Origin of the sequence: Pseudomonas rubra, assembly GCF_028656935.1 — a bacterium.
GTDB classification, from domain to species: domain Bacteria; phylum Pseudomonadota; class Gammaproteobacteria; order Pseudomonadales; family Pseudomonadaceae; genus Aquipseudomonas; species Aquipseudomonas rubra.
Genome location: NZ_JAMDGZ010000001.1, coordinates 37,258 through 62,312 on the forward strand (window position 1 = coordinate 37,258; position 25,055 = coordinate 62,312).

General features: G+C 61.7%; 17 protein-coding genes. 6 read left to right on the forward strand and 11 right to left on the reverse strand.

Annotated features, from left to right (window positions below):
- The first annotated feature begins 59 nt into the window (after positions 1-59).
- Entirely contained in the window at positions 60-806 is a 747-nt protein-coding gene (locus M5G17_RS00205) for an SDR family oxidoreductase (protein ID WP_273891036.1), read from the forward strand.
- On the opposite strand, the gene M5G17_RS00210 is transcribed toward M5G17_RS00205, so the two are convergent.
- The 8 genes from M5G17_RS00210 to M5G17_RS00245 form a co-directional block, all read right to left on the reverse strand.
- Positions 807-2,900 carry a hybrid sensor histidine kinase/response regulator gene (locus M5G17_RS00210; protein ID WP_273891037.1) on the reverse strand — a complete coding sequence of 698 codons (2,094 nt, stop codon included), beginning with the start codon at positions 2,898-2,900 and terminating at the stop codon, positions 807-809. It lies immediately after the preceding gene.
- Between the two features lie 75 nt (positions 2,901-2,975).
- On the reverse strand, positions 2,976-4,910 hold the full coding sequence (locus M5G17_RS00215) for a PoNe immunity protein domain-containing protein (protein ID WP_273891038.1): 1,935 nt from the start codon (positions 4,908-4,910) through the stop codon (positions 2,976-2,978).
- A 66-nt stretch (positions 4,911-4,976) separates the two neighbouring features.
- Positions 4,977-6,386 carry a GntR family transcriptional regulator MpaR gene (gene mapR, locus M5G17_RS00220; protein ID WP_130266792.1) on the reverse strand — a complete coding sequence of 470 codons (1,410 nt, stop codon included), beginning with the start codon at positions 6,384-6,386 and terminating at the stop codon, positions 4,977-4,979.
- Positions 6,387-6,427: 41 nt separating this feature from the next.
- The gene (ccoG, locus tag M5G17_RS00225; protein ID WP_273891039.1) at positions 6,428-7,840 is read right to left on the reverse strand and encodes a cytochrome c oxidase accessory protein CcoG; all 1,413 of its coding nucleotides are present in this window, start codon (positions 7,838-7,840) and stop codon (positions 6,428-6,430) included.
- A gap of 121 nt (positions 7,841-7,961) precedes the next feature.
- Complete coding sequence (locus M5G17_RS00230; protein WP_273891040.1) at positions 7,962-8,201, reverse strand: DUF3203 family protein; 240 nt, start codon at positions 8,199-8,201, stop codon at positions 7,962-7,964.
- Positions 8,202-8,898: 697 nt separating this feature from the next.
- A complete protein-coding gene (locus M5G17_RS00235; protein WP_273891041.1) occupies positions 8,899-9,798 on the reverse strand; it encodes a hydroxymethylglutaryl-CoA lyase in 900 nt (299 codons plus the stop codon).
- A gap of 19 nt (positions 9,799-9,817) precedes the next feature.
- A complete protein-coding gene (locus tag M5G17_RS00240) occupies positions 9,818-10,219 on the reverse strand; it encodes a MerR family transcriptional regulator (protein ID WP_028944211.1) in 402 nt (133 codons plus the stop codon).
- 93 nt (positions 10,220-10,312) lie between these two features.
- Positions 10,313-11,242 (reverse strand): LysR family transcriptional regulator, encoded by a 930-nt coding sequence (locus tag M5G17_RS00245; protein WP_273891042.1) that lies wholly within the window; start codon positions 11,240-11,242, stop codon positions 10,313-10,315.
- 137 nt (positions 11,243-11,379) lie between these two features.
- On the opposite strand from M5G17_RS00245, the gene M5G17_RS00250 reads away from it, so the two are divergent.
- A complete protein-coding gene (locus M5G17_RS00250; protein WP_273891043.1) occupies positions 11,380-12,609 on the forward strand; it encodes an acyl-CoA dehydrogenase in 1,230 nt (409 codons plus the stop codon).
- Here the strand turns inward: M5G17_RS00250 and M5G17_RS00255 are convergent.
- Entirely contained in the window at positions 12,603-13,625 is a 1,023-nt protein-coding gene (locus tag M5G17_RS00255) for a TerC family protein (protein ID WP_273891044.1), read from the reverse strand. The genes M5G17_RS00250 and M5G17_RS00255 overlap by 7 nt on opposite strands.
- 305 nt (positions 13,626-13,930) lie before the next feature.
- On the opposite strand from M5G17_RS00255, the gene M5G17_RS00260 reads away from it, so the two are divergent.
- Positions 13,931-16,168, forward strand: a complete 2,238-nt coding sequence (locus M5G17_RS00260; protein ID WP_273891045.1) for a TonB-dependent siderophore receptor — start codon at positions 13,931-13,933, stop codon at positions 16,166-16,168.
- Between the two features lie 41 nt (positions 16,169-16,209).
- On the opposite strand, the gene M5G17_RS00265 is transcribed toward M5G17_RS00260, so the two are convergent.
- Positions 16,210-17,526, reverse strand: coding sequence for a substrate-binding domain-containing protein (locus M5G17_RS00265; protein WP_273891046.1), 1,317 nt, complete (start codon positions 17,524-17,526; stop codon positions 16,210-16,212).
- A gap of 178 nt (positions 17,527-17,704) precedes the next feature.
- Complete coding sequence (gene xthA, locus M5G17_RS00270) at positions 17,705-18,517, reverse strand: exodeoxyribonuclease III (RefSeq protein ID WP_273891047.1); 813 nt, start codon at positions 18,515-18,517, stop codon at positions 17,705-17,707.
- A 162-nt stretch (positions 18,518-18,679) separates the two neighbouring features.
- Here xthA and M5G17_RS00275 point away from each other — a divergent pair, with 162 nt between their 5' ends.
- The 3 genes from M5G17_RS00275 to M5G17_RS00285 all read left to right on the forward strand — a co-directional run bounded on the left by M5G17_RS00275 (position 18,680) and on the right by M5G17_RS00285 (position 24,810).
- Entirely contained in the window at positions 18,680-19,330 is a 651-nt protein-coding gene (locus M5G17_RS00275) for a GNAT family N-acetyltransferase (RefSeq protein WP_273891048.1), read from the forward strand.
- A gap of 66 nt (positions 19,331-19,396) precedes the next feature.
- Positions 19,397-21,139 (forward strand): autotransporter assembly complex protein TamA, encoded by a 1,743-nt coding sequence (locus M5G17_RS00280; RefSeq protein WP_273891049.1) that lies wholly within the window; start codon positions 19,397-19,399, stop codon positions 21,137-21,139.
- Positions 21,136-24,810, forward strand: coding sequence for a translocation/assembly module TamB domain-containing protein (locus M5G17_RS00285; protein WP_273891050.1), 3,675 nt, complete (start codon positions 21,136-21,138; stop codon positions 24,808-24,810). Before M5G17_RS00280 ends, M5G17_RS00285 begins: the two co-directional genes overlap by 4 nt.
- Positions 24,811-25,055 lie beyond the last annotated feature (245 nt).

A 25,055-nucleotide genomic window follows, 5' to 3' on the forward strand; every position in this document is an offset into this window, starting at 1 on the left:
GCGTGAGCCCGACTGCGTTAGCCTTGAGGGGTTAACGCCATTGGGAGCAAGGAGTATCCATGGACAAGGTTATCGTGATCACTGGCGCCAGCCGCGGTATTGGCGCCGCTACCGCACGCCTGGCGGCGCAGGCCGGCTACCGTATCTGTATCAACTACCTGAACGATGACGAGGCGGCCCAGCGCGTACTGGCCGAAGTCCGCGAGCTGGGCGCCGAGGCCATTGCGGTCAAGGCAGATGTCAGTGTCGAGGACGAGATCATCCAGCTGTTCCAGCGCGTCGATGCCGAGCTTGGGGCGGTCACCGCGCTGGTCAACAACGCCGGCACTATCGGCCAGAAGAGCCGGGTCGAGGAAGTCTCCGAATTTCGCTTGCTCAAGCTGATGAAGACCAACGTGGTCGGGCCGATGTTGTGTGCCAAGCATGCGCTGCTGCGCATGTCGACACGCCATGGCGGGCAGGGTGGCGGTATCGTCAACGTGTCGTCGGTGGCTGCACGTCTGGGTTCGCCCAATGAGTACGTCGACTACGCTGCCTCCAAAGGGGCGCTGGACACCTTCACCCTGGGCCTGGCCAAGGAAGTCGCCGGTGAAGGTGTGCGGGTCAATGCCGTGCGTCCGGGCTACATTTTTACCGACTTCCATGCCCTGAGCGGCGACCCGGAACGGGTCAGCAAGCTGGAACCCGGTATTCCCATGGGGCGGGGCGGTCAGGCTGTGGAGGTGGCAGAGGCGATCATCTGGCTGCTGTCAGACAAGGCCTCGTACGCCACAGGCAGTTTCCTCGATCTGGGCGGCGGGCGCTGATCAGCCGATCATCTCCTCGATGCGCCGGGCCAGGCTATCGAGGCTGAAGGGTTTGGTCAGCACCCGCGTTGTGGGCTCGAACACGCCGTTGCCAAGCACGGCCTGTTCGGCGTAACCGGTAATGAACAGCACTTTCAGCCTTGGCCTGAGCTTACGGGCGGCGGCGACCAGTTGCTGGCCGTTCATGCCCCCGGGCATGCCGACATCGCTGATCAACAGGTCGATGCTGACGCCCTTGTGTAGCGCCGCCAGGGCACTGTGGCCGTCGGCAAACTCAATCCGCTCATAGCCCAGGTCGCTGAGCACCTCACCCACCAGCATGCGGATGGTCGCTTCATCGTCCACCAGCATCACTGTTATGTCGCGCAACTCACGTTGCTTGGGTACCCGCGCCAGCGGTTCGCTGGAAGGCATGCTAGCTGCCTCCAACCGCGGCAGGTACAGGTGCACGCTGGTGCCTTGGCCGGGTTCGGAGTACACCCGCACTTGTCCGCCGGACTGCCGTACGAAGCCATAGACCATCGGCAAGCCAAGGCCTGTGCCCTGGCCCACCGGCTTGGTGGTGTAGAACGGTTCCAACGCCCGTGCCAGCACATGAGGCGGCATGCCACTGCCGTTGTCGCTGACGCTCAGCATCAGGTAGTCGCCGGGCGTCAGGTCCAGGTGGGTGGCGACCTGTTCGTCGGCCTGCAGGTGACGGGTTTCAATGTTGATCCGGCCCCCCGCCGAGAGGGCGTCACGGGCGTTGATACAAAGATTGAGGAGGGCGTTTTCCAGCTGCGAAGGGTCGATGCTGGCCCGGCACGGGGCACTGGCGGTGAACAGCTCGATGTCGATATGCGGGCCGACGCTGCGGCGGATCAGTTCGATCATGCCGCTCACCAGGCGGTTGACATCGATGGTGCGCGGCTCCAGGGTCTGGCGCCGGGAGAAGGCCAGCAGGCGGTGGATCAGTGCTGCGGCGCGGTTGCAGGTATCTTGCGCGGTATGCAAGTAGGCGTCGACTTCCTGGTGCAGGCCACGGCCCAGCAGTTTGCGCGACAGCTCCAGCGAGCCAAGGATGCCGGTCAGCAGGTTGTTGAAGTCATGGGCGATGCCGCCGGTGAGCTGGCCTACCGCTTCCATCTTTTGCGACTGGCGCAAGGCTTCTTCGGTCTTGCGCAGGCGCTTTTGCTCCTGCACCCGCTCGCTGATGTCGTAGGCGAACAGGTAAGCGCCGATCAATTGCCCGTGTTGGTCATGCAAGGGGCTGAAACGCAGTTCGAAGTGACGGTGCTGGTCACCTTGGCCAAATTCGGCAACTTCGGCGAACGCCTCTCCCTTGAGGGCACGGGTCCAGAGCTGCAGGCCTCGGGCGCAATCGTCGGGGCATTGGGCCATGGCCTCAGGCATGCTGTCGCCAACACTGGGGGTCAGGCCGAACACCCGTGTAAAGCCTTCACGGGCAGCACTGTTGATTGCCAGCCAGCGCATATCCAGGCCCACCACCTGGATTTGCGCCAGGGTCGCCTCGACCACATCGGTGAGCACTCTGCGCTCAGCCACCGCCTGTGCAACGCGTTCCTCCAACTCTTCATTGAGGTGCTTGAGTGCGGCCTCCGCACGTTTGCGCGCCGTGACGTCCTGGAACAGCACCGCAACCTGCTTGCGGCTGGCCGGCTCCATGCGAAAGGCGCAGACATCCAGGTGCCGGCCGGTGGCGACCAGTTCCTGATCGAAGCGGATCGGCTCACCGCTGTGCAGGACCGCCCCATAGCGGGCGAGCCAGCCATTGGCCTCGTCGGGCACCATTTCGCGCAGTTTCTGCCCGACTACATTGTCGATACCGGCATGCTTGGCGTAGGCGGCGTTGGCTTCGACATGGATGTAATCACTGAGCGGGCCATGGGGGCCGTCGAAGAACTCGATGATGCAGAAGCCTTCGTCCATTGCATCGAACAGAAAACGGTAGCGCTGCTGGGTATCGGTCAGGGCCTGCGCTGACTCGGCAGGCTCTGCGCACGTGTGCTCGGCCAGCTGGGCCCTGAGCTGGATGTTCTGTTGCTGCAGTTGTTCAAGCTGCAGGCGAAGGGACTGCACTTCACTCGACGACATGCGGGCGTTCCGACCTGAGGGACTGTGGCAAATGTAGCGCCCCCATCGGTACTCAACAACTGCGCTGTGACAACCTCAAAGACCTTGTTGGCGGGCGCTGGCCCATTCCCACCAGAGGGCATTCAGTTCGCAGTAGGGTGCTATCCGCCCGGTGGTCTCGGCGTACAGGTCATCCTTGTCGAGTTTCGAGGGAATGAAGCCCTGGTTGCGCAGGTCACGATTGATCAGCGAGGCACTGCTGTCCAGCGCCTTGATCGGCTGACGTAGGTAAGGACGCGGGTCTTCACCGTAGTAGACCTTGGCTGGGCCGAAGGGCACACCTTCCAGGCGGATATGGCCCAGGGCGTTCAAAAAGCCTTCGGCGATGCTGCCATCGGCGAACAGCACTTTGTAGGCGGCGCCGGGAACACCGCCGAGCTTGCCATCATCCAGGCTCAGCTCCAGCCAGTTGCTGGTCAGGGTCAGATCGTCCTGCTCCAGGCTCAGCTTGCCGCCATCTACGGCCGCTGGGTGAGCGCTGACAGTGGCATGTTCACGCAGGCGGTCAACGCGTCGTGACTGCGGCTTGCTGGTTTGCGCCGGGATGCTGTTGCTGCTGCCCGAAGCCTGGGCGCTGCTGTTGCGTTGCAGCGCAAGCCAAGGCAGCAGGCGTTCGTCGATACGTTCGATCAGGTCGTCCAGATGTTCACCCACCTGCTCAAGATCAGCCAACACCAGCGCCTGGTGAGGGCCATCAAGGTCCAGGAAGGTCGCACTGGTCTGTACCGCTGCAATGATCTGCGCCAGCTCGGCGCGCAGTACTTCGGCGTTCAGGCTCTCTTCGAGCAATGCATCCGGACTGGTCTTCAACTGGCAGTTGAGCAGTACATGACGCAGTAGGTCGTAGAGTTGCTCGGCGTGTTTTTCCGGGTCGCGATTGACCAGACGCAGTACCCGCTTGAGCCCGTGTCCCGGGCCGGGCACCCAGCCGAGCAGGGCCAGGGCGAGGTCGAAGAAGGCGTCGTCTTCTTCCTGTTGATCGGTCGCAAGGTTCAGCGCCAGGATTGCTTCGACAGTGTCGTAGGCATTCAGGGCCTGGGCGAGGTGGGCAACGCTTGCGGCGTCAATGGCATCGGACAGGGTGACGCCGGCCGCCTTGATGTCATAGGCGAAGTCTTCGTCGCTGTCGTCTTCGTCGATGATCTCTTCGGCTTGTTCTTCGTCCTGTTGATCTTCTGCGTCACCCAGGCACTCCCATTGAATGGCCTGGTACGCGGGCAGGCTGCGGGCGTGCTCGAGCAAGTCGTGGGGGAAAATCACGTGCAACAGCGCGCGGGTATCGATGCCATAAAGCAGGGCCACTGCCGCGGCCTCGAACGACCAGTAACCGACGTAGCCGCTTTCATCGTCGCCATGGGTGTCGTACCAGCTGGCGTGCAGGAAATGTTCGTACCATTGCTCGCAGTAGCCCTGCAGGCGGTTGGCCGCTTGCTCGGGACTGGTGGCATAAATGGTGTGCACCAGTGGCGTGGCGTAGTCCTGGTACCAGTGATCGACGTCATGGCGGTCGGGCAGTACCCGGCTCAGCAGGTCTTCATAGAGGGTGTCTTCTTCGGCGTAGCCGCCGTTGTCCATCAGCGTGACAAAGCGTTCGAGCAGGTCGTGGCGGCCCAGCAGGATGCACAGGCTGATAACCTGCAGGCATTCGTGGTGTTCTTCGATATCGTCCAGATTCAGCGGGGCGATGTCGGGCGCCTCGGTGTAGATGGCCATCTTGCGCTGCAGTTGCTCATACTCGCTGATCAGCGCTTCGAGCAGGGCGGGCAAGGCGTCGAAGGCGACGCCGGCGGTATAGCTGATCAGCAGCTTGTCCAGTGCCAGGCCCTTGAGGCGCTTGCCGCTGAACACTGCTTCCTGCTCGTCGGAGTCGGCCTGCAGGCGGTTGTTCTGCAGGAAAGCGCGCGTCTCTTCGGCGTTTTCGAGGAAGTGCTCGTAGCGCTGAGGCGTAAGAAAATGCTGTCGCTTGTGCATGCCATCCATCCCTGGGAAATTCGAGCGCGCAGGGTGCAGCAAGCGTACTCGAAGTTCAACCGCCGCTCAGAACGAGCGAACAATCTTGCCCAGGGTTTCCATGGCCTTTTCCGATTGCTCGGTCCAGGGGCTGCCGTAGTTCAGACGGATACAGTTGCGAAAGCGCCGGGTCGGGGAAAAGATCGGCCCGGGAGCGATGCTGATGCCTTGCGCCAACGCCATCTGGAACAGCTTGAGCGAGTCCATCTGCTCGGGCAGTTCCAGCCACAGGAAATAACCACCGGCCGGATGGCTGACCCGGGTTTGCGCCGGAAAGTACCGAGCAATGGCGGCGAGCATGGCCGCCTGCTGTTCTTCCAGGGCATAGCGCAGCCTGCGCAGGTGACGGTCGTAGCCGCCGTGTTGCAGGTAGTCGGCAATCGCCGCCTGGGCCGGCATCGAGGCACACAGCGAGGTCATCAGCTTCAGCCGTTCGATCTTTTGCGCGTAACGCCCGGCCGCTACCCAACCGATTCGGTAGCCCGGCGCCAGGCTCTTGGCGAACGAGCCACAGTGCATCACCAGGCCGTCGGTGTCGAAGGCCTTGGCCGGCTTCGGTGCCTGCTGGGCGTAATACAGTTCAGCGTAGACATCGTCTTCGATCAGCGGCACCTGATGCTCGCGCAACAGTTCAACCAGTTGTTGTTTCTTCTCTTCCGGCATGCTTGCGCCCACCGGGTTCTGAAAGTTGGTCATGCACCACACGGCCTTGACCGGGTGTTTGGCCAGTGTTTGGGCCAGCACCCCCAGGTCGATGCCTTCGCGCGGGTGCACGGGGATTTCCACGGCCTTGAGCTTGAGCCGCTCGAGGATCTGCAGGCAGGCATAGAAGGCCGGTGCCTCGATCGCCACCAGGTCGCCCGGCTCGGTCACCGCCTGCAGGCACAGGTTCAGTGCCTCCAGCGCGCCGTTGGTGATCAGCAGTTCTTCCATGGGCAGCATCAGGCCGCCGACCATGTAGCGCAGGGCGATCTGCCGGCGCAGTTGCGGGTTGCCCGGCGACAGGTCGGTGACCACCATCCGCGGGTCCATCTCGCGGCTGGCGCTGGCCATGGAGCGGGCCAGGCGCGGTAACGGGAACAGGTTGGGGCTGGGGAAAGCCGAGCCAAAGGCCACGGTTTGCGGGTCCTTGATCGAGTCGAGGATCGAGAACACCAGCTCGCTGACATCCACTTTGGTGGATTCGCTGGCTTGCTCGATGATCTGCGGCTCGCTGAACTGGCGCGGTGCATGGGCGTTGACGAAGTAGCCCGAGCGCGGCCGGGCGCGGATCAGCCCGCGACGTTCCAGCAGGTAATAGGCCTGGAACACCGTGGACGGGCTGACGCCGTGGGTCTGGCTTGCGTATCGCACCGACGGCACACGCTGGCCGGGGCCCAGGACCCCGGAGCGAATCAGTTCGGCAATGTCGTCGGCAAATTTCTCGTAGCGTTTCATCATGGCTCGAAAGGTTTCGGATGCTCGGGCAGTGTATGGGATCAGCGGTTCAAAGGCGCGACAAAACGGCTATGAGCAACGCTGCGGATGCCCGGCTCGTCAGTGTCGAGCAGTTCGAAGCTGATTTCCTGGGAGCTGCTTTGCGGGCGGTCGGCCAACATTGCCACCGACACCGGCACGTCGCTCATCTCCCCGGCCGCCAGGCTGAACTCGGTCTTGCCGTGCAGTTCAAAACCGTCGGCATCGAGCAGGCGCAGGCGATAGTGCTGAGTCTGCTGGGTCTTGTTGATGACCTTGAGGGTGTAGATGTTTTCGATCTGGCCCAGGTTGTTCTCGCGGAACAGGCCGCGGTCCTTGATCACGTCCATCGACACCATTGGCCGCTGATTCAGGGCGATGACCAGGGCACCGATCATCACCACCAGGGCGGTGATGTAGCCGAGCAGGCGCGGGCGCAGCCAATTGGTAGTGCCGCCTTGCAGGGTGTGTTCGGACTTGTAGCCAACCAGGCCGCGGGCATAGCCCATCTTGTCCATGATTGAGTCACAGGCATCGATACAGGCCGCGCAACCGATGCACTCCATCTGCAGGCCATCACGGATGTCGATGCCGGTGGGGCAGACCTGCACGCACATATGGCAATCGATGCAATCACCCAGGCCCTTGGCCTTGTGGTCGACGTCTTTCTTGCGCGGGCCGCGCGATTCGCCGCGTGCCGGGTCGTAAGCGATGGTCAGGGTGTCCTTGTCGAACATCACGCTCTGGAACCGGGCATAGGGGCACATGTGCATGCACACCGCTTCGCGCATCCAACCGGCGTTGATGTAGGTGGCGCCGGTGAAGAACAGGATCCAGAACAGGCTGACCCCGCCCAGTTGCAGGGTGAACAGCTCTTCGGCGAGCGGGCGGATGGGCGTGAAATAGCCGACGAAGGTCAAGCCGGTGAGCAGGCTGATGGCCAGCCACAAGGTGTGCTTGGCCGAGCGTCGAGCCAGTTTGTTCAGGCTCCAGGGTGCAGCGTCGAGTTTTATCCGCTGGTTACGTTCGCCTTCAGTGATTTTCTCGCACCACATGAAGACCCAGGTCCAGGAACTCTGCGGGCAGGTGTAGCCACACCACACCCGACCGGCGAACACGGTGATGGCGAACAGGCCGAAGGCGCAGATGATCAGCAGGGCCGAGAGCAGGATGAAATCCTGCGGCCAGAACGTCGCGCCGAAGATGTGGAACTTGCTGTCAGCCAGGTCCCAAAGTACAGCCTGACGACCGCCCCAGTTCAGCCAGACGGTGCCGAAGAACAGCAAAAACAGAAAACCCGCGCCAGCCAGGCGCAGGTTACGAAACAAGCCGGTGAAACTACGGGTATGGATGTGTCTGTCGCTGCTGGCAGGCTTCTTCTTGAAGGTGGAAGGCTCAGCAATTTCAACGATCTGGACGGGGATTCTATCGCTCATGGTTCGTCGCTCATCAGGCCTCGATCAGGCCAGAGCACTATGGCGCCCCATCTGTTTGCATAACAGGCTCAGCTATTTCGATAAAAACCATATCAGATTTTCCATGAAATCCCAGCAGGCCTCAGATAATCGAGCCTTGCTCGGTCTCTTTGAGGTGCCTGCGACCATCCACCGCACCTGCAACAGTCAGGGCATCGGCTTCCTGTTCGGTGATCGGTACGCGCACGCCTTGGCGCTCAGCCACCGACATGCGCAGGACCTCGTCGGTGACGATCCGTACCTCGCGGGCTTCACCCTGGACATGCATGGCCTCGCTGATCAGGGTGCAGCGTTGATTACTCGGGTCAATTTCAATGGGCATGGCCGCGTCCTCGTTACTGGGGTCATGTGATTGGGACCGCACGAGCACCGGGGATGCTGGCGGCAACCGATCAGCGGTCAGCGGCGCAGTTGCCGGCACTGGTGGTGAACCGCTTCGAGAAGGACGACGAGGATGAAAACGGGGAGGGCAGGAAGCACTGAGGGGAGCCTAGGCTCCCCTCAAAGACTGTTGCGTGCTCTTTTTTATTATTGGAGGGCGGCCTATTGTTGTTTTTGGCGACCGTTGCCTCTGCTTCATTGGCGATCCCCATCCGGGATCAAGAGCAAACGTATTTTTTTGAGCGCTGATAGACCTTCATCATTGCTGATCCAACCGTGACCTGAGCTACCTTGGGGTAGTTTTATTGTTTTGAGTCCGGTTGCGGGGCAAGCCCCTGGAAAGCACATCCTCTCCAAAAAAATCTGTTAGCTGCGCCTCTGTCGTGTTGTTCTTGTTATGTCAGAGTCGTTTCGTCTTATTTTTATTGGGTGTGTCGCACTTTTTATTGTTCTTGTACCTGAGATATAGCAGGTGCCGTGCCAACTTTTAAAAACTCAATAAAATCAATGGTTTGAAAGTTTTCCTAAAAAACGGTCCCGGGAAATTCTGTCGATTTGTTTCCGTGTTACCCGGAATTTCCCTGAAAAGTGCGGGGGCGGTAACACCCAGACGCCGATCCAGCTGTTACCGCGTGTGTTTACTGTGCGTGACGGGCGCGAGCCACCCGCGACCCGCTGGCGCGACCAAGCACTTCACTGATACGCAAGCCTGCGGCAATCAAGCGCTCCAGGTCGATTCCGGTGTCGATACCCAGGCCCTGGAGCATGTACAGCACGTCTTCACTGGCAACGTTACCGCTGGCGCCCTTGGCATAGGGGCAGCCGCCGAGGCCCGCAACAGAGCTGTCGAACACACTGATCCCTTCGAGCAGGCTGGCATAGACGTTGGCCAGGGCCTGGCCGTAGGTGTCATGGAAGTGACCGGCCAGTTGCTCGCGTGGTACCTGGGCGCTCACCACATCGAACAGGCGCCGGGTAGCACCTGGGGTGCCGGTGCCGATGGTGTCGCCTAGCGACACTTCATAGCAGCCCATGGCGTACAGCTCACGGGCCACAGGAGCAACCTGTTCGGCATTGATCATGCCTTCATAGGGGCAGCCCAATACACAGGACACATAACCGCGTACGCGCACCCCATGTTGGCGCGCCGCTTCCATGATTGGCACGAAGCGCTGCAGGCTGTCGCTGATCGAGCAGTTGATATTGCGCTGGGAGAACGCCTCGGACGCTGCGGCGAACACCGCCACCTCCTTGACCCCGGCCGCCAGCGCATCCTCGAAACCCCGCAGGTTCGGCGCCAGCGCGGCGTAGGTCACACCGCTGTATTGCTGGATCTTGGCAAACACCTCGGCGGAGCCGGCCATCTGCGGCACCCACTTGGGCGAGACGAAGCTGCCCACCTCTATATAGGACAGGCCAGCCGCGCTCAAGTCATCAACCAGCCGCACCTTGTCGGCGACGCTGATGGGCTGGGCTTCGTTCTGCAGGCCGTCACGCGGGCCGACTTCGACCAGGCGAACTTTTTCAGGCAATGACATGGGCAGGGTTCCTCAGGGCTCAATGGCTGTTTTTCTGGTTGTTCAGGGTCGCGGCTAGGGCTTGCTCGCAGCGCTCTTCGGCGGTGTCCAGCTCCAGTTGCATCTGCTGGATGTCGAGCAGTTGCTGCTCAAGCTGGGCGCGGCGTTCGGCGATCTTTGCCAGCATGCTGTGCAGTTGCTTGAGGTTACCGCTGGTAGGGTCATAGAGTTCGATCAGCTCACGGCACTCGGCCAGGGAAAAGCCGATGCGCTTGCCGCGCAGGATCAGCTTCAGGCTGACCTTGTCGCGGGCTGAATACACACGCTCCAGGCCACGGCGTTCCGGGCTGAGCAGGCCCTGTTCTTCATAGAAGCGAATGGCCCGGGTGGTGATGTCCAGCTCGCGGGACAGGTCGGAGATGCTATAGGTCTGGCTGCTCATTGCTTGGCTCGGAAAAGGGGCATGGAGCTAAGCTAATTGCAGGTTGACGTATACGTCAAGCAAGGATTGCTGGGGTTGCAATCCCGCGCCTTCTCAAGCCTCAGCCATGGCTGCCCGCTCATCCTGTGCCACCACGCCCTGGCACAGCTCGATGATCTGTTCACGCATCCAGCGGTTGGCCGGGTCCTGGTCGGTGCTTTCATGCCAGTACAGGTGGGTTTCCAGCGCAGGTACATCAACCGGCAGATTGACGTGGTTGAGCTGATGGCGGCGGGCAAAGCGTTCCGGCACGGTCATGACCATGTCGGTCTGCTGCAAAACCTGCGAGGCCATCAGGTAGTGCTGGGAGCGCAAGGCGATCTTGCGCTGCACGCCCATCTTGCCCAGGGCGAGGTCGACATAACCCAGGCCATTGCGGCGGCTGGAAATATGAATGTGGGTCAAGCCCAGGTAGTCATCCAGGCTGAGCTTGTCCTTGAACAGCGGGTGGCCCTGGCGCATGGCACACACGTAGCGGTCTTGCATCAACTTGACGTGACGCACCTGAGGGTCGGTGTTGAGCGGCGCATCGACGGCAAAGTCCAGGCGTCCGGCGGCCAGTTCCTTGGTGGTCTCCCGGCGTTTGCACGCAAAGCTCTCGATCACCACTGCCGGGGCCAGGCGGCGCAGGCGCTGGAACAGCGGTGGCAGGATTACCGCCTCGGTGAGGTCGGTCATGCTGATGCGAAACGTTTTGTTGGCCTGCAGCGGGTTGAAGATGCGGCTTTCCTGCACCGACACCCGTAGCAGCGAGAGGGCATTGCGCACCGGGCCGATAATGTTCTGCGCCATGGGCGTAGGCACCATGCCCTGGGCGGTGCGCACGAACAGCGGGTCGTTGAAGGTTTCGCGCAGGCGCGCCAGGGCGTTGGACACCGCTGGCTGGGTGATACCGACAATCTGCCCGGCCCGGGTCAGGTTGGCTTCGGTGTAGATGGCATCGAAGACGATGAACAGATTGAGGTCGACCTTGCTCAGGTTCATGGGCGCTGCTCTTGTTGGTGTTATAGGTGGATCATATATCGGTTATGAATGTTAATACACGCCGAGAATAGGCTAGGTGGATTTTGCTGGCTGATCTAGGATCGATAGCAGACCCCTTTCCTCTGAAGGTACTGCCCATGGATTTCGCCTATTCACCCAAGGTCCAGGCGCTGCGTGAACGTGTCGCGGCGTTTATGGAGGCCTATGTCTATCCCGCCGAAGCGGTGTTCGAGCGCCAGGTTGCCGAAGGCGACCGCTGGCAGCCTACCGCGATCATGGAAGAGCTCAAGGCCAAGGCCAAGGCCGAGGGTTTGTGGAACCTGTTTCTGCCGGAATCGGAACTGGGCGCGGGCCTGAGCAACCTTGAATACGCACCCCTGGCCGAGATCATGGGCCGCTCGCTGCTGGGCCCCGAGCCGTTCAACTGTTCGGCGCCGGACACCGGCAACATGGAAGTGCTGGTGCGCTACGCCAACGAAGAACAGAAGCGCTTTTGGCTTGAACCGCTACTGCGCGGTGACATCCGTTCGGCTTTTGCAATGACCGAGCCCGATGTGGCTTCGTCCGACGCCACCAACATGGCCGCCCGCGCGGTGCGTGACGGTGACGAGTGGGTAATCAACGGCCGCAAGTGGTGGACGTCCGGTGCCTGCGATCCGCGCTGCAAGATCATGATCTTCATGGGCCTGAGCAACCCTGACGGCCCACGCCACCAGCAGCACTCGATGATCCTGGTGCCCACCGATACCCCCGGGGTGAAGATCGTTCGCCCGCTGCCGGTGTTCGGCTACGACGATGCGCCCCATGGCCACGCCGAAGTGCTGTTCGAGAATGTACGCGTGCCTTACGAAAACGTGCTGCTTGGCGAGGGTCGCGGTTTCGAGATTGCCCAGGGGCGCCTTGGCCCGGGACGCATCCACCACTGCATGCGTTCGATTGGCATGGCTGAGCGGGCCCTGGAACTGATGTGCAAACGCTCGGTTGAACGCACCGCCTTCGGTCGGCCACTGGCACGCCTGGGTGGCAACGTCGACAAGATTGCCGATTCGCGGATGGAGATCGACATGGCCCGGCTGCTGACCCTCAAGGCCGCCTACATGATGGACACCGTTGGCAACAAGGTCGCCCGCAGCGAAATCGCCCAGATCAAGGTGGTGGCGCCGAACGTGGCCCTCAAGGTCATTGATCGGGCGATCCAGATCCACGGCGGCGCCGGTGTCTCGGCCGACTTCCCGCTGGCCTACATGTACGCCATGCAGCGCACCCTGCGCCTGGCCGACGGCCCGGACGAAGTGCACCGCGCGGCGATCGGCAAGTACGAGATCGGCAAGTACGTGCCCAGGGAAATGCTCCGCAGCAGTCATTGATGTTTGCCGTGCAAGCCCGCCTCTTTTTCAGCGGCGGGCTTGCTCCGCGAGCGGGTCGAGAACAGCGAAAACAATACCCCAGCGCTGAGCAGGGCGATGGTCACCCCCAGCGACAGCATCGGCGGCACGGCACCGATCAGGCCGTGGTAGAAAATCTTGCCACCGATGAACACCAGCACCAGCGCCAGAGCGTACTTGAGGTAGATAAAGCGGTGCATCAGCGCTGCCAGGGCAAAGTACAGCGCGCGTAACCCGAGTATCGCGAAGATGTTCGAGGTGTAGACGATGAACGGATCCTGAGTGATGGCGAAGATCGCCGGCACGCTGTCGACGGCGAACACCAGGTCAGCCAGCTCGATCAGCACCAGGGCCAGGAACAGCGGCGTGGCATAGCGCAACGCTTTACTTTGCCCAGCCGGGATGAGGTGCACGAAAAAGCGCGGGCCATGCAGCTCGTCGGTCACCCGCAGGTGGCGTCGGACGAACTTGAGTACCGGATTGTTGGCCAGGTCCGGGTGGGATTCTTCCCCGGAGCACAGCATCTTTAATCCGGTGAACAGCAAGAAGGCGCCGAATACATAGAGGATCCAGCCGAACTCCTGCACCAGCGCACTGCCCAGGCCGATCATGATCGCGCGCAGCACCACGACCCCGAGGATGCCCCAAAACAGCACCCGGTGCTGGTAGCGGCGGGGGATGGCGAAGAAGCTAAAGATCATCGCCATGACGAACACGTTGTCCATCGATAGCGACTGCTCGATCAGAAAGCCGGTGTAGAACTCCAGGGCTTTCTGCGCGCCCAGCTCGAACCACACCCATACACCGAACAGCATGCCGACGCTGAAATAGCCGCCATACAGCAGCAGGCTTTCGCGCATTTCGATTTCGTGCAGTTTGCGGTGCAGCACGCCGAGGTCCAGCACCAGCAAGGCCAGAACGATGCCGAGAAAAGCCAGCCAGAACCACAGGCTGGTACCGAGAAAGTCGTTATCGAGAAATACCTGTAGAGCTGCCATGAGCCCCTCCTTATTGTCGACGTTGCTGAGCAACAGTGACTCCGACATGGCGGCTTGGCAGCCGTCAGAGGGGCCCGGCGTCACTAAGGACAAGCCTAGACCCGCGAGCGCGGTGGGCACGGGCGGCGCTGTAACATTTCTTTGCCGGCTGTTTGGTAATATTTCTCTTTAATATTTGCAAACAATTATCATTAAGAAATACTCTCTGCACCCTTCGCCGCAGCACTTCACCGCTGCGGCGCATAAAAACAACAACAGCCGTGATTGGCCAATCACAACAGATTGACCATCGAAGGGGTTTGCAAGTGCATCAACACACAGCGTTCAAGTCAGGGGTGATGGCAGGGGAAGCCGTTACCTTGAAGCTGCAGCGTCATCCGTTGGCCATGGCAGTACTGGGCGTTAGCCTGATGCTGCAGGCCAGCGCGCTGCTGGCCGAAGAGCAAGGCAAGGGAACGCTGGAGCTGGGAGCAACGGCCATCAATGACTCGTCATTGGGCGAGACCACAGAAGGCAGCGGTTCGTACACCACCGGGGCGACCCGTACCGCGACCAAACTGACCCTGTCGCCGCGGCAAACCCCGCAGTCGGTCAGTGTCATCACCCGTCAGCAAATGGACGACCAGGGCCTGACCAACATCAGCGATGTGCTGGGCAAGACCCCGGGCATCACCGTCACCAAGCTCGACAGCAGCCGCGCCGCGTTCAAGGCCCGTGGTTTTGACATCGATAACTTCCAGATCGATGGCATTCCGACCGCATTTCGGTTTGGCAACAGCATCGACCAGACCGACATGGTCATCTTCGACCGCGTTGAAGTGTTGCGCGGCGCCACCGGCCTGCTCAGTGGTTTCGGCAGCCCGTCGGCAACCGTCAACCTGGTGCGCAAGCGCCCGACCAAGGAGCTGTCGGGCTACATATCGGCCGGTGTCGGCAGTTGGGACACCTACCGCAGTGAGTTCGACATCGGCGGTTCGCTGACGCCGTCAGGCAATGTGCGCGGGCGCTTCGTTACTGCATATGAAGACGGCCAGTCGTTCATGGATCACCTGCAAGAGAACAAGCAGGTGTTCTACGGCATTGTCGAAGCCGACCTCACCGATAGCACCTTGCTCAGCGTCGGCCTCAGCCGCCAGAGCAACCGCCCGGACGGCTCGTCCTGGGGCGCGTCGACACCGCTGGTAGACAGCAACGGCAATAAATTCAGCTTCTCCCGCTCGTTCAACCCCGGCACCAAATGGAGCCAGTGGGACAACACGGCCGACAACGCATTTGTGACTCTGGAGCAGCGCTTGGCCAACGACTGGTCGGTGAAGGCGTCGATCAGCCGCAGTGAGTCGGACTCACCGATCACCCTGGGCTCGGCGGCCAGTGGCAACCCCAACCCGGTGGATGGCAGCGGCATGTCGATCTGGCGCGGACGCTACCGCTACCAGACCAGCCAGAATGCCTACGACTTGTACGCCAGCGGTCCGTTCCAGCTGTTGGGCCGCGAGCATGAATTGGTAGCCGGGTTGTCGCACCGCGATATCCGCTCCCATGAAAGCAACTGGCCGTTCTTCTTCGATAGCGTGCCGACGGTCAATGGCTGGAGCGGTGACTTCCCCGAGCCGGATTGGGGACGCCCGATCAGCAAGGCCGATACCGACCTCAAGGAAACCGCGGCCTACCTGACCGGGCGCTTCAAGCCCACCGACGATCTGGCGCTGATCGTTGGCAGCCGGGTGTCGAACTGGAAACTCGACAGCTCATCGCTGGATGTTGCCAGTGGTCAGCGCAGCAAAACCCAGGACCTGCAGGAAACCGGCGTTGTCGTGCCCTATGCCGGGGTGGTCTATGACCTCAACGACAACTACTCGGTCTATGCCAGCTACACCAGCATCTTCAAACCTCATGAAAGCGAACAGGATGCCAACGGCAAAATGATCGAGCCGGAGGAGGGCGATGCCTACGAACTGGGCCTCAAGGGCGAGTTCTTCGACGGGCGTCTGAATGCCAGCCTGGCGGTGTTCGAGGTCAAGCAGAACAACCTGCCGGAAGATGTCGGCTTTAACCCGGTGACCAACAAGACCGTGTACCGGGCGGTACAAGGCGCCAAAAGCAAAGGCTTCGAGCTTGAGGTGGCCGGTGAGCTGACACCTGGTTGGCAGGTACAGGGTGGCTTTACCCATCGCATCACTCGCGATGGCGAAGGCGACAAGATTTCCACCGTCGAACCGGAGAACCTGCTGCGCCTGTCGACCAACTACCGCCTGCCGGGCCAGTTCAACAAGCTGACCATCGGCGGCTCGGCCAACTGGCAGAGCAAGGTCTGGAAAGACGTGTGGAACCCGGCCAGCAACAGCAGCGATTTTCGTTACACCCAATCCAGCTATTGGGTGCTCGATGCCATGGCCAAGTACCAGGTCACCGACCAGCTGTCGGTTACCCTCAATGGCAACAACCTCACCGACAAGAAGTATTTCAGCAACCTGGGCTTCTATGAAGGCGGTTACTACGGTGACCCGCGCAACTTCATGCTGACCACCCGCTACGACTTCTGACCCTCTCGCGCTCCTGCCCTGCATGGGGCAGGGGCGTGCCTTCAATAGGTCCACACCTCGACCCGACGGTTGCGGATCCTGCCTTCTTCAGCGGTATTGGCTGCTACCGGCAGTTCATCACCCAGGCCGATGATTTCGCGCAGTTCGACGCCGCTACGGGCCAGTTCCCGGCGTACCGCCATGGCACGCAGACGCGAGAGCAGGGTTGCGCGCTGCGGGTCATCCTTGGTATCGCCGAACCCCACCAGTACCACTTTGCCGACCAGCTTGTGCTTTGCCTGCAGGTAGTCAACGACCCGCTGCACATCACGCAGGGCCTTATTGTCGAGGCTGGCGTTACCTTCCTGGAAACGGAAGTTGACCGACAGGCGCCGGGCATCGTTGGCAAGCGTCAGGTAACGCTGGGGCATCTCGCGGCGGGGCTGAACCTTGACACTCTGCAGCTCTTGGCCGACAAAACCGTTACGGGCAACGATGGCCTGGCCCAGGGGGCTTTGGGCGAACTCGACCAGGGCACGGGCCAGCGGGTTGGCCTGGCCCGGTGGTAGATAGAAGTACAGTCGCCGCGACAGCGGATAGTCTTCGCTGGCCACCAGGGCCGGTGTCGGCAGCATGGCCTGGGACTCACCGTCGGCAATCGCCACGACCTTGGTGCCATGCACCGTGGCCAGGCTGCTGAAACCGATGGCCTGACGATCGCCAAGCACGCTGTTTGCCAGTTGTTCGGCCGATTCGAAGCGCCGGGCGTTGTCGGCCAGAGGGTGCTGTGCCGGGTCGAGGACCAGGGCCTTGAAGGTCTCGAAGGTGCCGGAGCGGTCATCGCGGGCGTACAGGTTGATGGGCCCGTTAGCGACACCCAGTTGCTCCCAACGGCTGATCTGCCCAGAAAAAACCTGCGCAAGCTCAGTGGTGGTCAGCTGTGGCAGCGGGTTGTCGGGATGGACGATCACCGCGACACCATCCAGGGCAATGATCTGTTCTGCGGCGGCACTGTTGAGGTCGCCCAGGGCTCGCAGTTCGCTCAGCTCAGTGTCCTTGATCGGCCGAGACGAAGCCGCCAGCGCCGCCTGGCCGGACTTGAGTGCGGTGAAACCGGTACTGGAGCCGTGGGCGGCGATATCAATGCGCAACGCTTGTCCGTTGCTGCCTTGGGCGCGAACCTGGAGTTCGTTGGCGGCATCGGTTCTCAGGATGCTGATGGCGCTGGCACCTTGTTGCTCGAGCATCCCTGTGACCAGCGCCGGTGCCAGCGCGGCACCGATGGTGTTGGAGCCTTGGATACGCAATTGCGCCTGCGGGTCAGCGGCGCCAAGCAGCGGGAGCAGGCAAAGCACAAGCAGGGGGAAGTGGCGCAACATGCCGTCTGGCACTCATGGGCAAAGGGTTTGCCGGGAGATTAAGACGATAAAGTGACCAAAAGATGACACTGAATTACATCCCTGTGGGAGCGGGCTTGCCCCGCGATAGCGGCGGTGCGGCCACGCACCAATCGCGGGGCAAGCCCGCTCCCACAGACAGTTGCTCACACAGGTGCAGTCAGTTCAGCTCAAGCCAGATCGGCGCATGGTCCGAGGGCTTTTCCATTGCGCGCAGGTCGTAGTCGACCCCGGCATCCTTGATCCGTGGCAGCAGCCCGTGGGAGGCCATGATCAGGTCGATGCGCAGGCCGCGCTTGGGCTCGTCTTCAAAGCCGCGGCTGCGGTAGTCGAACCAGCTGAAGCGGTCGGCTACGTCCGGGTACAGGTGGCGGAAGCTGTCGACCAGGCCCCAGTTCTTCAGGCGTTCCATCCACTCGCGCTCTTCGGGCAGGAAGCTGCACTTGCCGGTCTTCAGCCAGCGCTTGGCATTGTCGGCACCGATACCGATGTCGCAATCTTGTGGCGAGATGTTCACATCACCCATCACCAGCAACGGCTGGTCGTTCTTGAACTGGTTTTCCAGCAGCGCCTGCAGATCGTTGTAAAAGCGTTGCTTGGCCGGGAATTTGGTCGGGTGATCACGGCTTTCTCCCTGGGGGAAGTAGCCGTTCATGATGGTAATCGGCGTGCCATCGGCATCGGCGAAGGTGCCCCAGATGAACCGGCGCTGGGCGTCTTCCTCGTCGGTGCTAAAGCCCTTGTGCAGGCTCAGTGGGGCCTGGCGCGAGAGCAGGGCGACACCATAGTGGCCTTTCTGCCCATGAAAGTGCACGTGGTAGCCCAGAGCCTGGACTTCGGCGAGCGGGAACTGCTCGTCGCTGACCTTGGTTTCCTGCAGGCCGATGACATCGGGCTGGTGCTTTTCGATCAACGCCGCCAACTGGTGGGGCCGGGCTCGCAGGCCATTGATGTTGAACGAGACGATCTTCATGGCAAGCACAATCCTGGTAAAACCCAGGATGCTAGCCGACATTGGCGGTGTCGGCCAGCGTGGCGAGCCACTCGATAGGTTGCTAACCTGTGGCACGAGGTGAACGTTGGCACCCCGAACACCTCAAAGGCAATGAATGCCCATTTCCGGAGGATTGCCAGCATGCCCGAACCGACTGCCGCACAGGCGCAAGTCCGCCTGCTCGATGGCGGCTACAGCCGCGAAGCGCGCTCGCTGCTGTATCACGCCTATCGCCACGAACCGACCTTTGCATTTCTGTTCGAAGCCCAGCGCCCGGGATTTGACCAGCGCATTCGTGCCACCGTGCGTGAGCGGGTCAAGCAGCATTTTCTCCAGGAACTGCCAGCGATTGGCCTGCTGGTTGAGGACCGGCTGATCGGCATTGCATTGATTGCACCACCACAGCGGCGCCTGGGCATCACCGAAAGCTGGGCCTGGCGTATGCGCATGGTGCTCAGTACTGGCTTTCGTTGTACCCGCCGCTACCTGGATTACCAGGCCGCCCTGATGGCTTGCCTGCCCAGTGATGCGGTGCATGTGTTGCCGCTGCTGGGGATTCATCCGCAGTTTCAGGGCAAGCACTACGGCGAACAATTGTTACAGGCAGTGCACGACTGGTGCGCTGTGGATGAGCATTCCCAGGGGGTGGTGCTGGACACCGGCAACGAACACTACCTGGCGTTCTATCAGCGTCAGGGTTATGAGGAAATTGGCGAGATTGCCGTAGGACCAGTTCGCGAGCACGTGTTCTTTCATCCGAATCCTCAGCCTTCGCAGCAGGCTCGGGCCTGAATTGCGTAACAGTGAGGAAAACCTTGGGCTCCATGCTGCCACCAAGCTCTGGTAGCATCCGCGCCTATGACGTATTCAGGACGATTCACCTGCGGTTTGATTCTATGGGTTGCCAGTGTCGGCGCGTACGCGCAAAGCGAGCTGGTGGTCCGGGTCAAACCTGCCAATAACGAACTCAAGGCCAATGTCGAAGGTTATATCGGCAGCCTTGGTAAACGCGATGAAGAGGCGCTGTTGCGCTTCAGCCGTGGCGCTGTCGAGCAGGCGCGCAAAGCCTCCCAGGCCCTGGGTTATTACCAGGCGCAGATCGACAGCGAGGTCAAACCGCCGGCCAAGGCCGACAAGGGCCCGCAACTGGTGTTGCGTATCGAGCCCGGCGAGCCGGTGCACCTGCGTGATGTGACCATCCGCATCGATGGCCCGGCCAGCGAACTCAGAGCCTTCCGTATTCCCGACAGCAAGGCGCTGCGCTCAGGCGCGGTACTCAACCATGGTCATTACGAAGACGCCAAGCGGCTGATTCAGAACCAGGCCTCGCGCTACGGCTTTTTCAGTGGCCACTTCGTCCGTCAGCGCCTGGCGGTCGATCCCCAGGCCGGGGTCGCCGACATCGAGTTGGTCTACCAAAGCGGCCCGCGCTACCGCCTGGGCAAGGTCAGCTTCGCCGGTGATACGCCGCTCGATGACGATCTGCTGCAACGCATGGTGCCGTTCAAGGCTGACACCCCTTACGATTCCGAACTGATCGCCGAGCTCAACAACGCCCTGCAGTCCAGCGGCTACTTCGAAGGCGTTCGAGTCGATGCGGCGCCCACCGCCGCTGTCGAGCAAAGCATCCCGGTGGCCGTTCAGCTCGATACCCGCAAGCCGCGGACCATGGGCCTGGGCCTGGGCTTTTCGACCGACGTCGGGCCACGTGGCAAGGCCAACTGGACGCGCCACTGGGTCAACCCGCAAGGCCACAGTTATGGCTGGGAAACCGAGCTGTCAGCACCGCGGCAGAACGTCGGCCTGTGGTACGACATCCCCCTCGACCCGCCACTGACTGACAAACTGCGTTTTGCCGGTGGCTACCAGAATGAAGAAATCGCTGGCACCGACACCTTGAGCAAACTGCTCACCGTCGGCCCGGAGTGGCACAGCAAGTTGTCCAGCGGCTGGCAGCGGGTGATTTCGCTCAAGTACCAGCGCGAAGAATACAAGCTCGGAGACGATTCAGGTTTGAGCAACCTGTTGATGCCGGGCATCAGCTATTCCTACCTGCGCAGCGACAACCGCATCGACCCGCACAATGGTTATCGCCTGCAATTCGATGTGCAGGCGGCCAAGGAAGGACTGGTGTCCGACACCAACCTGTTGCACGCCAATGTGTTGCTCAAGGGCTTGACCACCCTGGGCCAGAACCATCGTTTCCTCGGCCGCGTGCAGTTCGGCGGCAGCGCCACCAACAGCTACAAGAACTCGGTGCCGCCCTCGTTGCGCTTCTTCGCCGGTGGCGACCAGAGCGTGCGCGGTTACGATTACCAGACCCTGTCGCCGAAGAACTCCGATGGCGATCGCATCGGCGGCCGCTACCTGGTGGCCGGGAGCGCCGAGTATCAATACTCGGTCGCCGAAAAGTGGCGGCTGGCGACCTTCATCGACCAGGGCAACTCATTCAACAATCTGGAGTTTCCCAGCCTCAAGACCGGTGTCGGTATTGGTGTGCGCTGGGTGTCTCCGGTCGGGCCGCTGCGTCTGGATCTGGCCCGTGCGCTGGATGACGATGGCGGTTTGCGTCTGCACTTCTCCATGGGGCCGGAACTGTGAGTCGGGTTATCAAATTCATCATCGCCGGGCTGCTGGCCGTACTCGTACTGGCATTGCTGGCCGTGGGCCTTGTGCTCGGTACCCAGACCGGCGGCCGTTGGGCGCTGGGGCTGGTGCCGGGGCTGCAGTTGGACAACTTCCAGGGGCGCCTGGCCGGGCAGTGGCAAGCCGAGCGCTTGCTCTGGGAGCAAGGCGGCGATCGGGTCGAGCTGGTGGCGCCGGTACTGGCCTGGTCGCCTGGCTGTCTGCTGCGCATGACCCTTTGCATCGACCAGTTGCACGCCGATCAGGCCAACCTGGCTTTTGCGCCCGGCGAAGCCAAGCCTGACAGCGGGCCGTTGCAACTGCCGGAGCTCAAGCTACCGGTGGCGATCGAACTGGGTGAGGTGCGCGTGGGTGTACTGCGCCTGGACGGCAGCGAGCAGTTGAGCCAGTTGCAACTGGCTGCGCATTGGACTTCGAGCGGTCTTCAGATCGACAGCCTGCACCTGCAGCGCGATGACCTCAAATTGAGCCTGCAAGGCCTGCTCAAGCCCGAGGCCGACTGGCCACTGCAGGCCCAGGGCCAACTGCAGCTGCCCAATGTCGACGGGCAGCCCTGGCAACTGGCATTGCAGGTGGATGGCGAGCTGCAGAAAACCCTCAAGCTCAAGGCTGACAGCAGCGGTTACCTGCAAGCGCGATTGACCGGCGAGTTGCAAGCGCTGGCCGAGGATCTGCCAGCGCAACTGCAGATCAGCAGTGAGGCATTCAAACCCTCGGCCGAACTGCCCGACACCCTGCAACTCAACAGGCTGCAACTGAGCGCCAAGGGCAACCTGCAAAGCGGTTATCAACTGCTTGGCTCGGCCAGCCTGCCGGCCGAACAGGGGCCGGTGGCGCTCAACCTGCAGGGCCGGGTCGATGCCAAGGGCGCCGAACTCAGTGCCCTGGATCTTACCGCCAGCGCCGAGCAAGCACTCAAGCTCAAAGCCAAGGCTGACTGGCAGCACGGCATGAGCGCCGAAGCCAGCATCGACTGGCTGGACTTCCCCTGGCTGCGCCTTTATCCAATGCAACCGGCACCGGACGTTGCATTGCGCCGCTTCACAGGCCAAGTGCAGTACCGTGATGGCAACTATCAAGGTGAGTTCAAAGGTGAGCTGGATGGCCCGGCCGGTGCCTTTAGCCTTGCCAGTCCGTTCAAGGGTGATCTGCAGCAGGTCAGTCTGCCGCAACTTCAATTGGCGGCTGGCCAAGGCAAGGCCGCCGGCAGTGTTGGTGTGCAGTTTGCCGAGGGCGTGGCCTGGGATGCGGCGCTGGAGTTGTCGGCCTTGAACCCGGCGTACTGGTTGGCCGAATTGCCCGGCACCCTGGCCGGCCCGTTGCGCAGTAAGGGTGAAGTGAAAAACGGCGAATTGCGCCTGGATGCCGACCTTGACCTCAAGGGCCGCTTGCGTGGCCAACCCGCTGTGCTTAAAGCGGTGGCGCAAGGGGCAGGGCAGCAATGGACTCTGGGCACCCTGGACATCCGCCTGGGTGACAACCACATCAATGGCAGTGGTAGCTTGCAACAACGTCTGGCCGGGCAGATTGATATCAACCTGCCGCGCCTGGGCCAGCTCTGGCCGCAGTTGCAAGGTCAGGTCAAAGGCCGTCTGGAGGTCGCCGGCACCTTGCAAGCCCCCCAGGGCAGCTTTGTGCTGCAAGGCCAGCAACTGGGCCAGGCCGACAACCGCGTGCAGCGCCTGAGTCTGGATGCACGTCTGGATAACGCGCAGCGCGCGATCATCGATCTTGAGGCCGGCAGCATCCGCCTGGGCGATACCAACCTGGGGATGTTCACCGCCAAGGGCACAGGTGATATTCGCCGGCAAACGCTGCTACTGGCCCTGGACGGGCCGCAACTCAAGCTTGACCTGGGTTTGGATGGGCAACTGGACAAGGGCAACTGGCGTGGTCGCCTGGCCAGCGGCGAAATCCAGGCCGGTGGCCAGGATTGGCGCTTGCAGGCACCGGCCAAACTGCAACGCCTGGTTAGCGGCCAGGTGGATTTCGGCGCCCATTGCTGGCGTTCCGGCCCGGCCAGCCTGTGTGGCGAAGACCAGCGTCTGGCGCCAGAGCCGCGCCTGCGCTATCACCTCAAGCAGTTCCCGTTGCAAAGCCTGGCACAGTGGCTGCCCAAGGATTTTGCCTGGCAGGGACTGCTCAATGCCGACATCAATCTTGATGTACCGGCCAGTGGCCCCAAGGGCACCCTCCTCATCGATGCCAGCGGCGGCACTTTGCGTGTGCGCGAAAAGGACCAGTGGCTGGACTTCCCTTATCAAGTCCTGCGTCTGCAAAGTACCCTGGGGCCCAGTCGCATCGACACCCGCCTGGATTTTCAGGGCGGCAAGCTCGGCGAGCTGGCGGTGAATACCCGGCTCGATCCGCTGGCAAAAAACAAGCCGCTGAGCGGTGACTTCCGCCTCAGCGGCCCAGACCTGGCCATCGCCCGTCCCTTCGCCCCGATGGTTGAGCGCCTCAATGGCCAGCTTAACGGCAGCGGGCGTCTGTCCGGTACCTTGCTGGCGCCTCAGGTCAATGGCAGCCTGAACCTTGCACGTGGCGAAATCAGCGGCGCGGAACTGCCGATCAGCCTCGAGGACTTGCAACTGCAAGCGTTGATCGCCGGCGAACAGGTGCAGCTCAACGGCAGTTGGAAAAGCGGCGAGAGCGGTCGGGGGAGCTTGAGTGGGCAGGTGGGCTGGGGCCAGGCCCTGGCGGTCGATCTGGCGCTGCAAGGCCAGCGTCTGCCGGTCAACGTCGAACCCTATGCGGCCCTTGAAGTCGCCCCGGACCTGAAGATCAGCCTGGTGGATGACAAGCTTGCGGTAACCGGCAAGGTGCTGATACCCAAAGGCAAGATCACTGTGCGTGAACTACCGCCCTCGACAGTAAAGGTCTCCGATGACACGGTGATCCTCGGCCAGCAGACCGAGGAGGGCAAGCCAGCGATGGCCATGGCCATGGACATCGACGTCCAGGTCGGTCAGGAGAAACTCTCGTTCAGCGGTTTTGGCCTGACCGCCAACCTGCTCGGTCACGTGCATATCGGTGACAACCTCGATACCCGCGGCGAACTGAGCCTGGCCGACGGTCGCTACCGCGCTTATGGCCAGCGCCTGACCATCCGCCGGGCGCGACTGTTGTTCGCCGGCCCCATCGATCAGCCGTATCTGGATATTGAGGCGATTCGCAAGACCGATGACGTGATTGCCGGTATCCGCTTGAGCGGCAGCGCTGAACAACCGACCACCCAGGTGTTCTCGGAACCGGCCATGAGTCAGGAGCAGGCCTTGTCCTACCTGGTGCTTGGGCGCCCCCTGGGAACAACGGGCGAAGACAACAACATGCTCGCCGAAGCGGCGCTGGGCCTGGGCCTTGCCGGCAGTGCCGGCATTACCGGAAGCCTGGCGTCGAGCCTGGGCATCGATGATTTCCAGTTGGACACCCAGGGCAGCGGCAACACTACCGCCGTGGTCGCCAGTGGCAACCTGACCGAGCGCCTGAGCCTGCGCTACGGTGTCGGAGTGTTCGAGCCGGCCAACACCATCGCCTTGCGCTACAAACTCAGCAAGAAGGTTTACCTGGAGGCGGCCAGCGGCCTGGCCAGCTCCCTGGATATCTTCTACAAGCGTGATTTCTAAGGGCGGTGTCAGCGTACGGCGGCAGCTTCGATGAATTCGTTGCTGTCGTCCTGGCCTTCATCGGCGTACCCAGTGCGTCCGAGTCATAGTCGAAAAACTGGTCGAAGAGCTGGATGTAATGTATGGCTGGAGCCCCTTCCATTGGAAGGGGCCGGTGGTCATAGGGCCTTGCAGCTACTCGGGTGAGCGGCCGACCAAGTTGCTGCCGCCACACGGATGATTTCCTTATCGAGGGTAAACAGTGA

What these genes read in the sequence shown, in the direction of transcription:
- M5G17_RS00205 (WP_273891036.1), top strand. Translation starts at nt 60, where the DNA reads ATGGACAAGGTTATCGTGATCACTGGCGCCAGCCGCGGTATTGGCGCC.
- M5G17_RS00210 (WP_273891037.1), bottom strand. Translation starts at nt 2,900, where the DNA reads ATGTCGTCGAGTGAAGTGCAGTCCCTTCGCCTGCAGCTTGAACAACTG.
- M5G17_RS00215 (WP_273891038.1), bottom strand. Translation starts at nt 4,910, where the DNA reads ATGCACAAGCGACAGCATTTTCTTACGCCTCAGCGCTACGAGCACTTC.
- mapR (WP_130266792.1), bottom strand. Translation starts at nt 6,386, where the DNA reads ATGAAACGCTACGAGAAATTTGCCGACGACATTGCCGAACTGATTCGC.
- ccoG (WP_273891039.1), bottom strand. Translation starts at nt 7,840, where the DNA reads ATGAGCGATAGAATCCCCGTCCAGATCGTTGAAATTGCTGAGCCTTCC.
- M5G17_RS00230 (WP_273891040.1), bottom strand. Translation starts at nt 8,201, where the DNA reads ATGCCCATTGAAATTGACCCGAGTAATCAACGCTGCACCCTGATCAGC.
- M5G17_RS00235 (WP_273891041.1), bottom strand. Translation starts at nt 9,798, where the DNA reads ATGTCATTGCCTGAAAAAGTTCGCCTGGTCGAAGTCGGCCCGCGTGAC.
- M5G17_RS00240 (WP_028944211.1), bottom strand. Translation starts at nt 10,219, where the DNA reads ATGAGCAGCCAGACCTATAGCATCTCCGACCTGTCCCGCGAGCTGGAC.
- M5G17_RS00245 (WP_273891042.1), bottom strand. Translation starts at nt 11,242, where the DNA reads ATGAACCTGAGCAAGGTCGACCTCAATCTGTTCATCGTCTTCGATGCC.
- M5G17_RS00250 (WP_273891043.1), top strand. Translation starts at nt 11,380, where the DNA reads ATGGATTTCGCCTATTCACCCAAGGTCCAGGCGCTGCGTGAACGTGTC.
- M5G17_RS00255 (WP_273891044.1), bottom strand. Translation starts at nt 13,625, where the DNA reads ATGGCAGCTCTACAGGTATTTCTCGATAACGACTTTCTCGGTACCAGC.
- M5G17_RS00265 (WP_273891046.1), bottom strand. Translation starts at nt 17,526, where the DNA reads ATGTTGCGCCACTTCCCCCTGCTTGTGCTTTGCCTGCTCCCGCTGCTT.
- xthA (WP_273891047.1), bottom strand. Translation starts at nt 18,517, where the DNA reads ATGAAGATCGTCTCGTTCAACATCAATGGCCTGCGAGCCCGGCCCCAC.
- M5G17_RS00275 (WP_273891048.1), top strand. Translation starts at nt 18,680, where the DNA reads ATGCCCGAACCGACTGCCGCACAGGCGCAAGTCCGCCTGCTCGATGGC.
- M5G17_RS00280 (WP_273891049.1), top strand. Translation starts at nt 19,397, where the DNA reads ATGACGTATTCAGGACGATTCACCTGCGGTTTGATTCTATGGGTTGCC.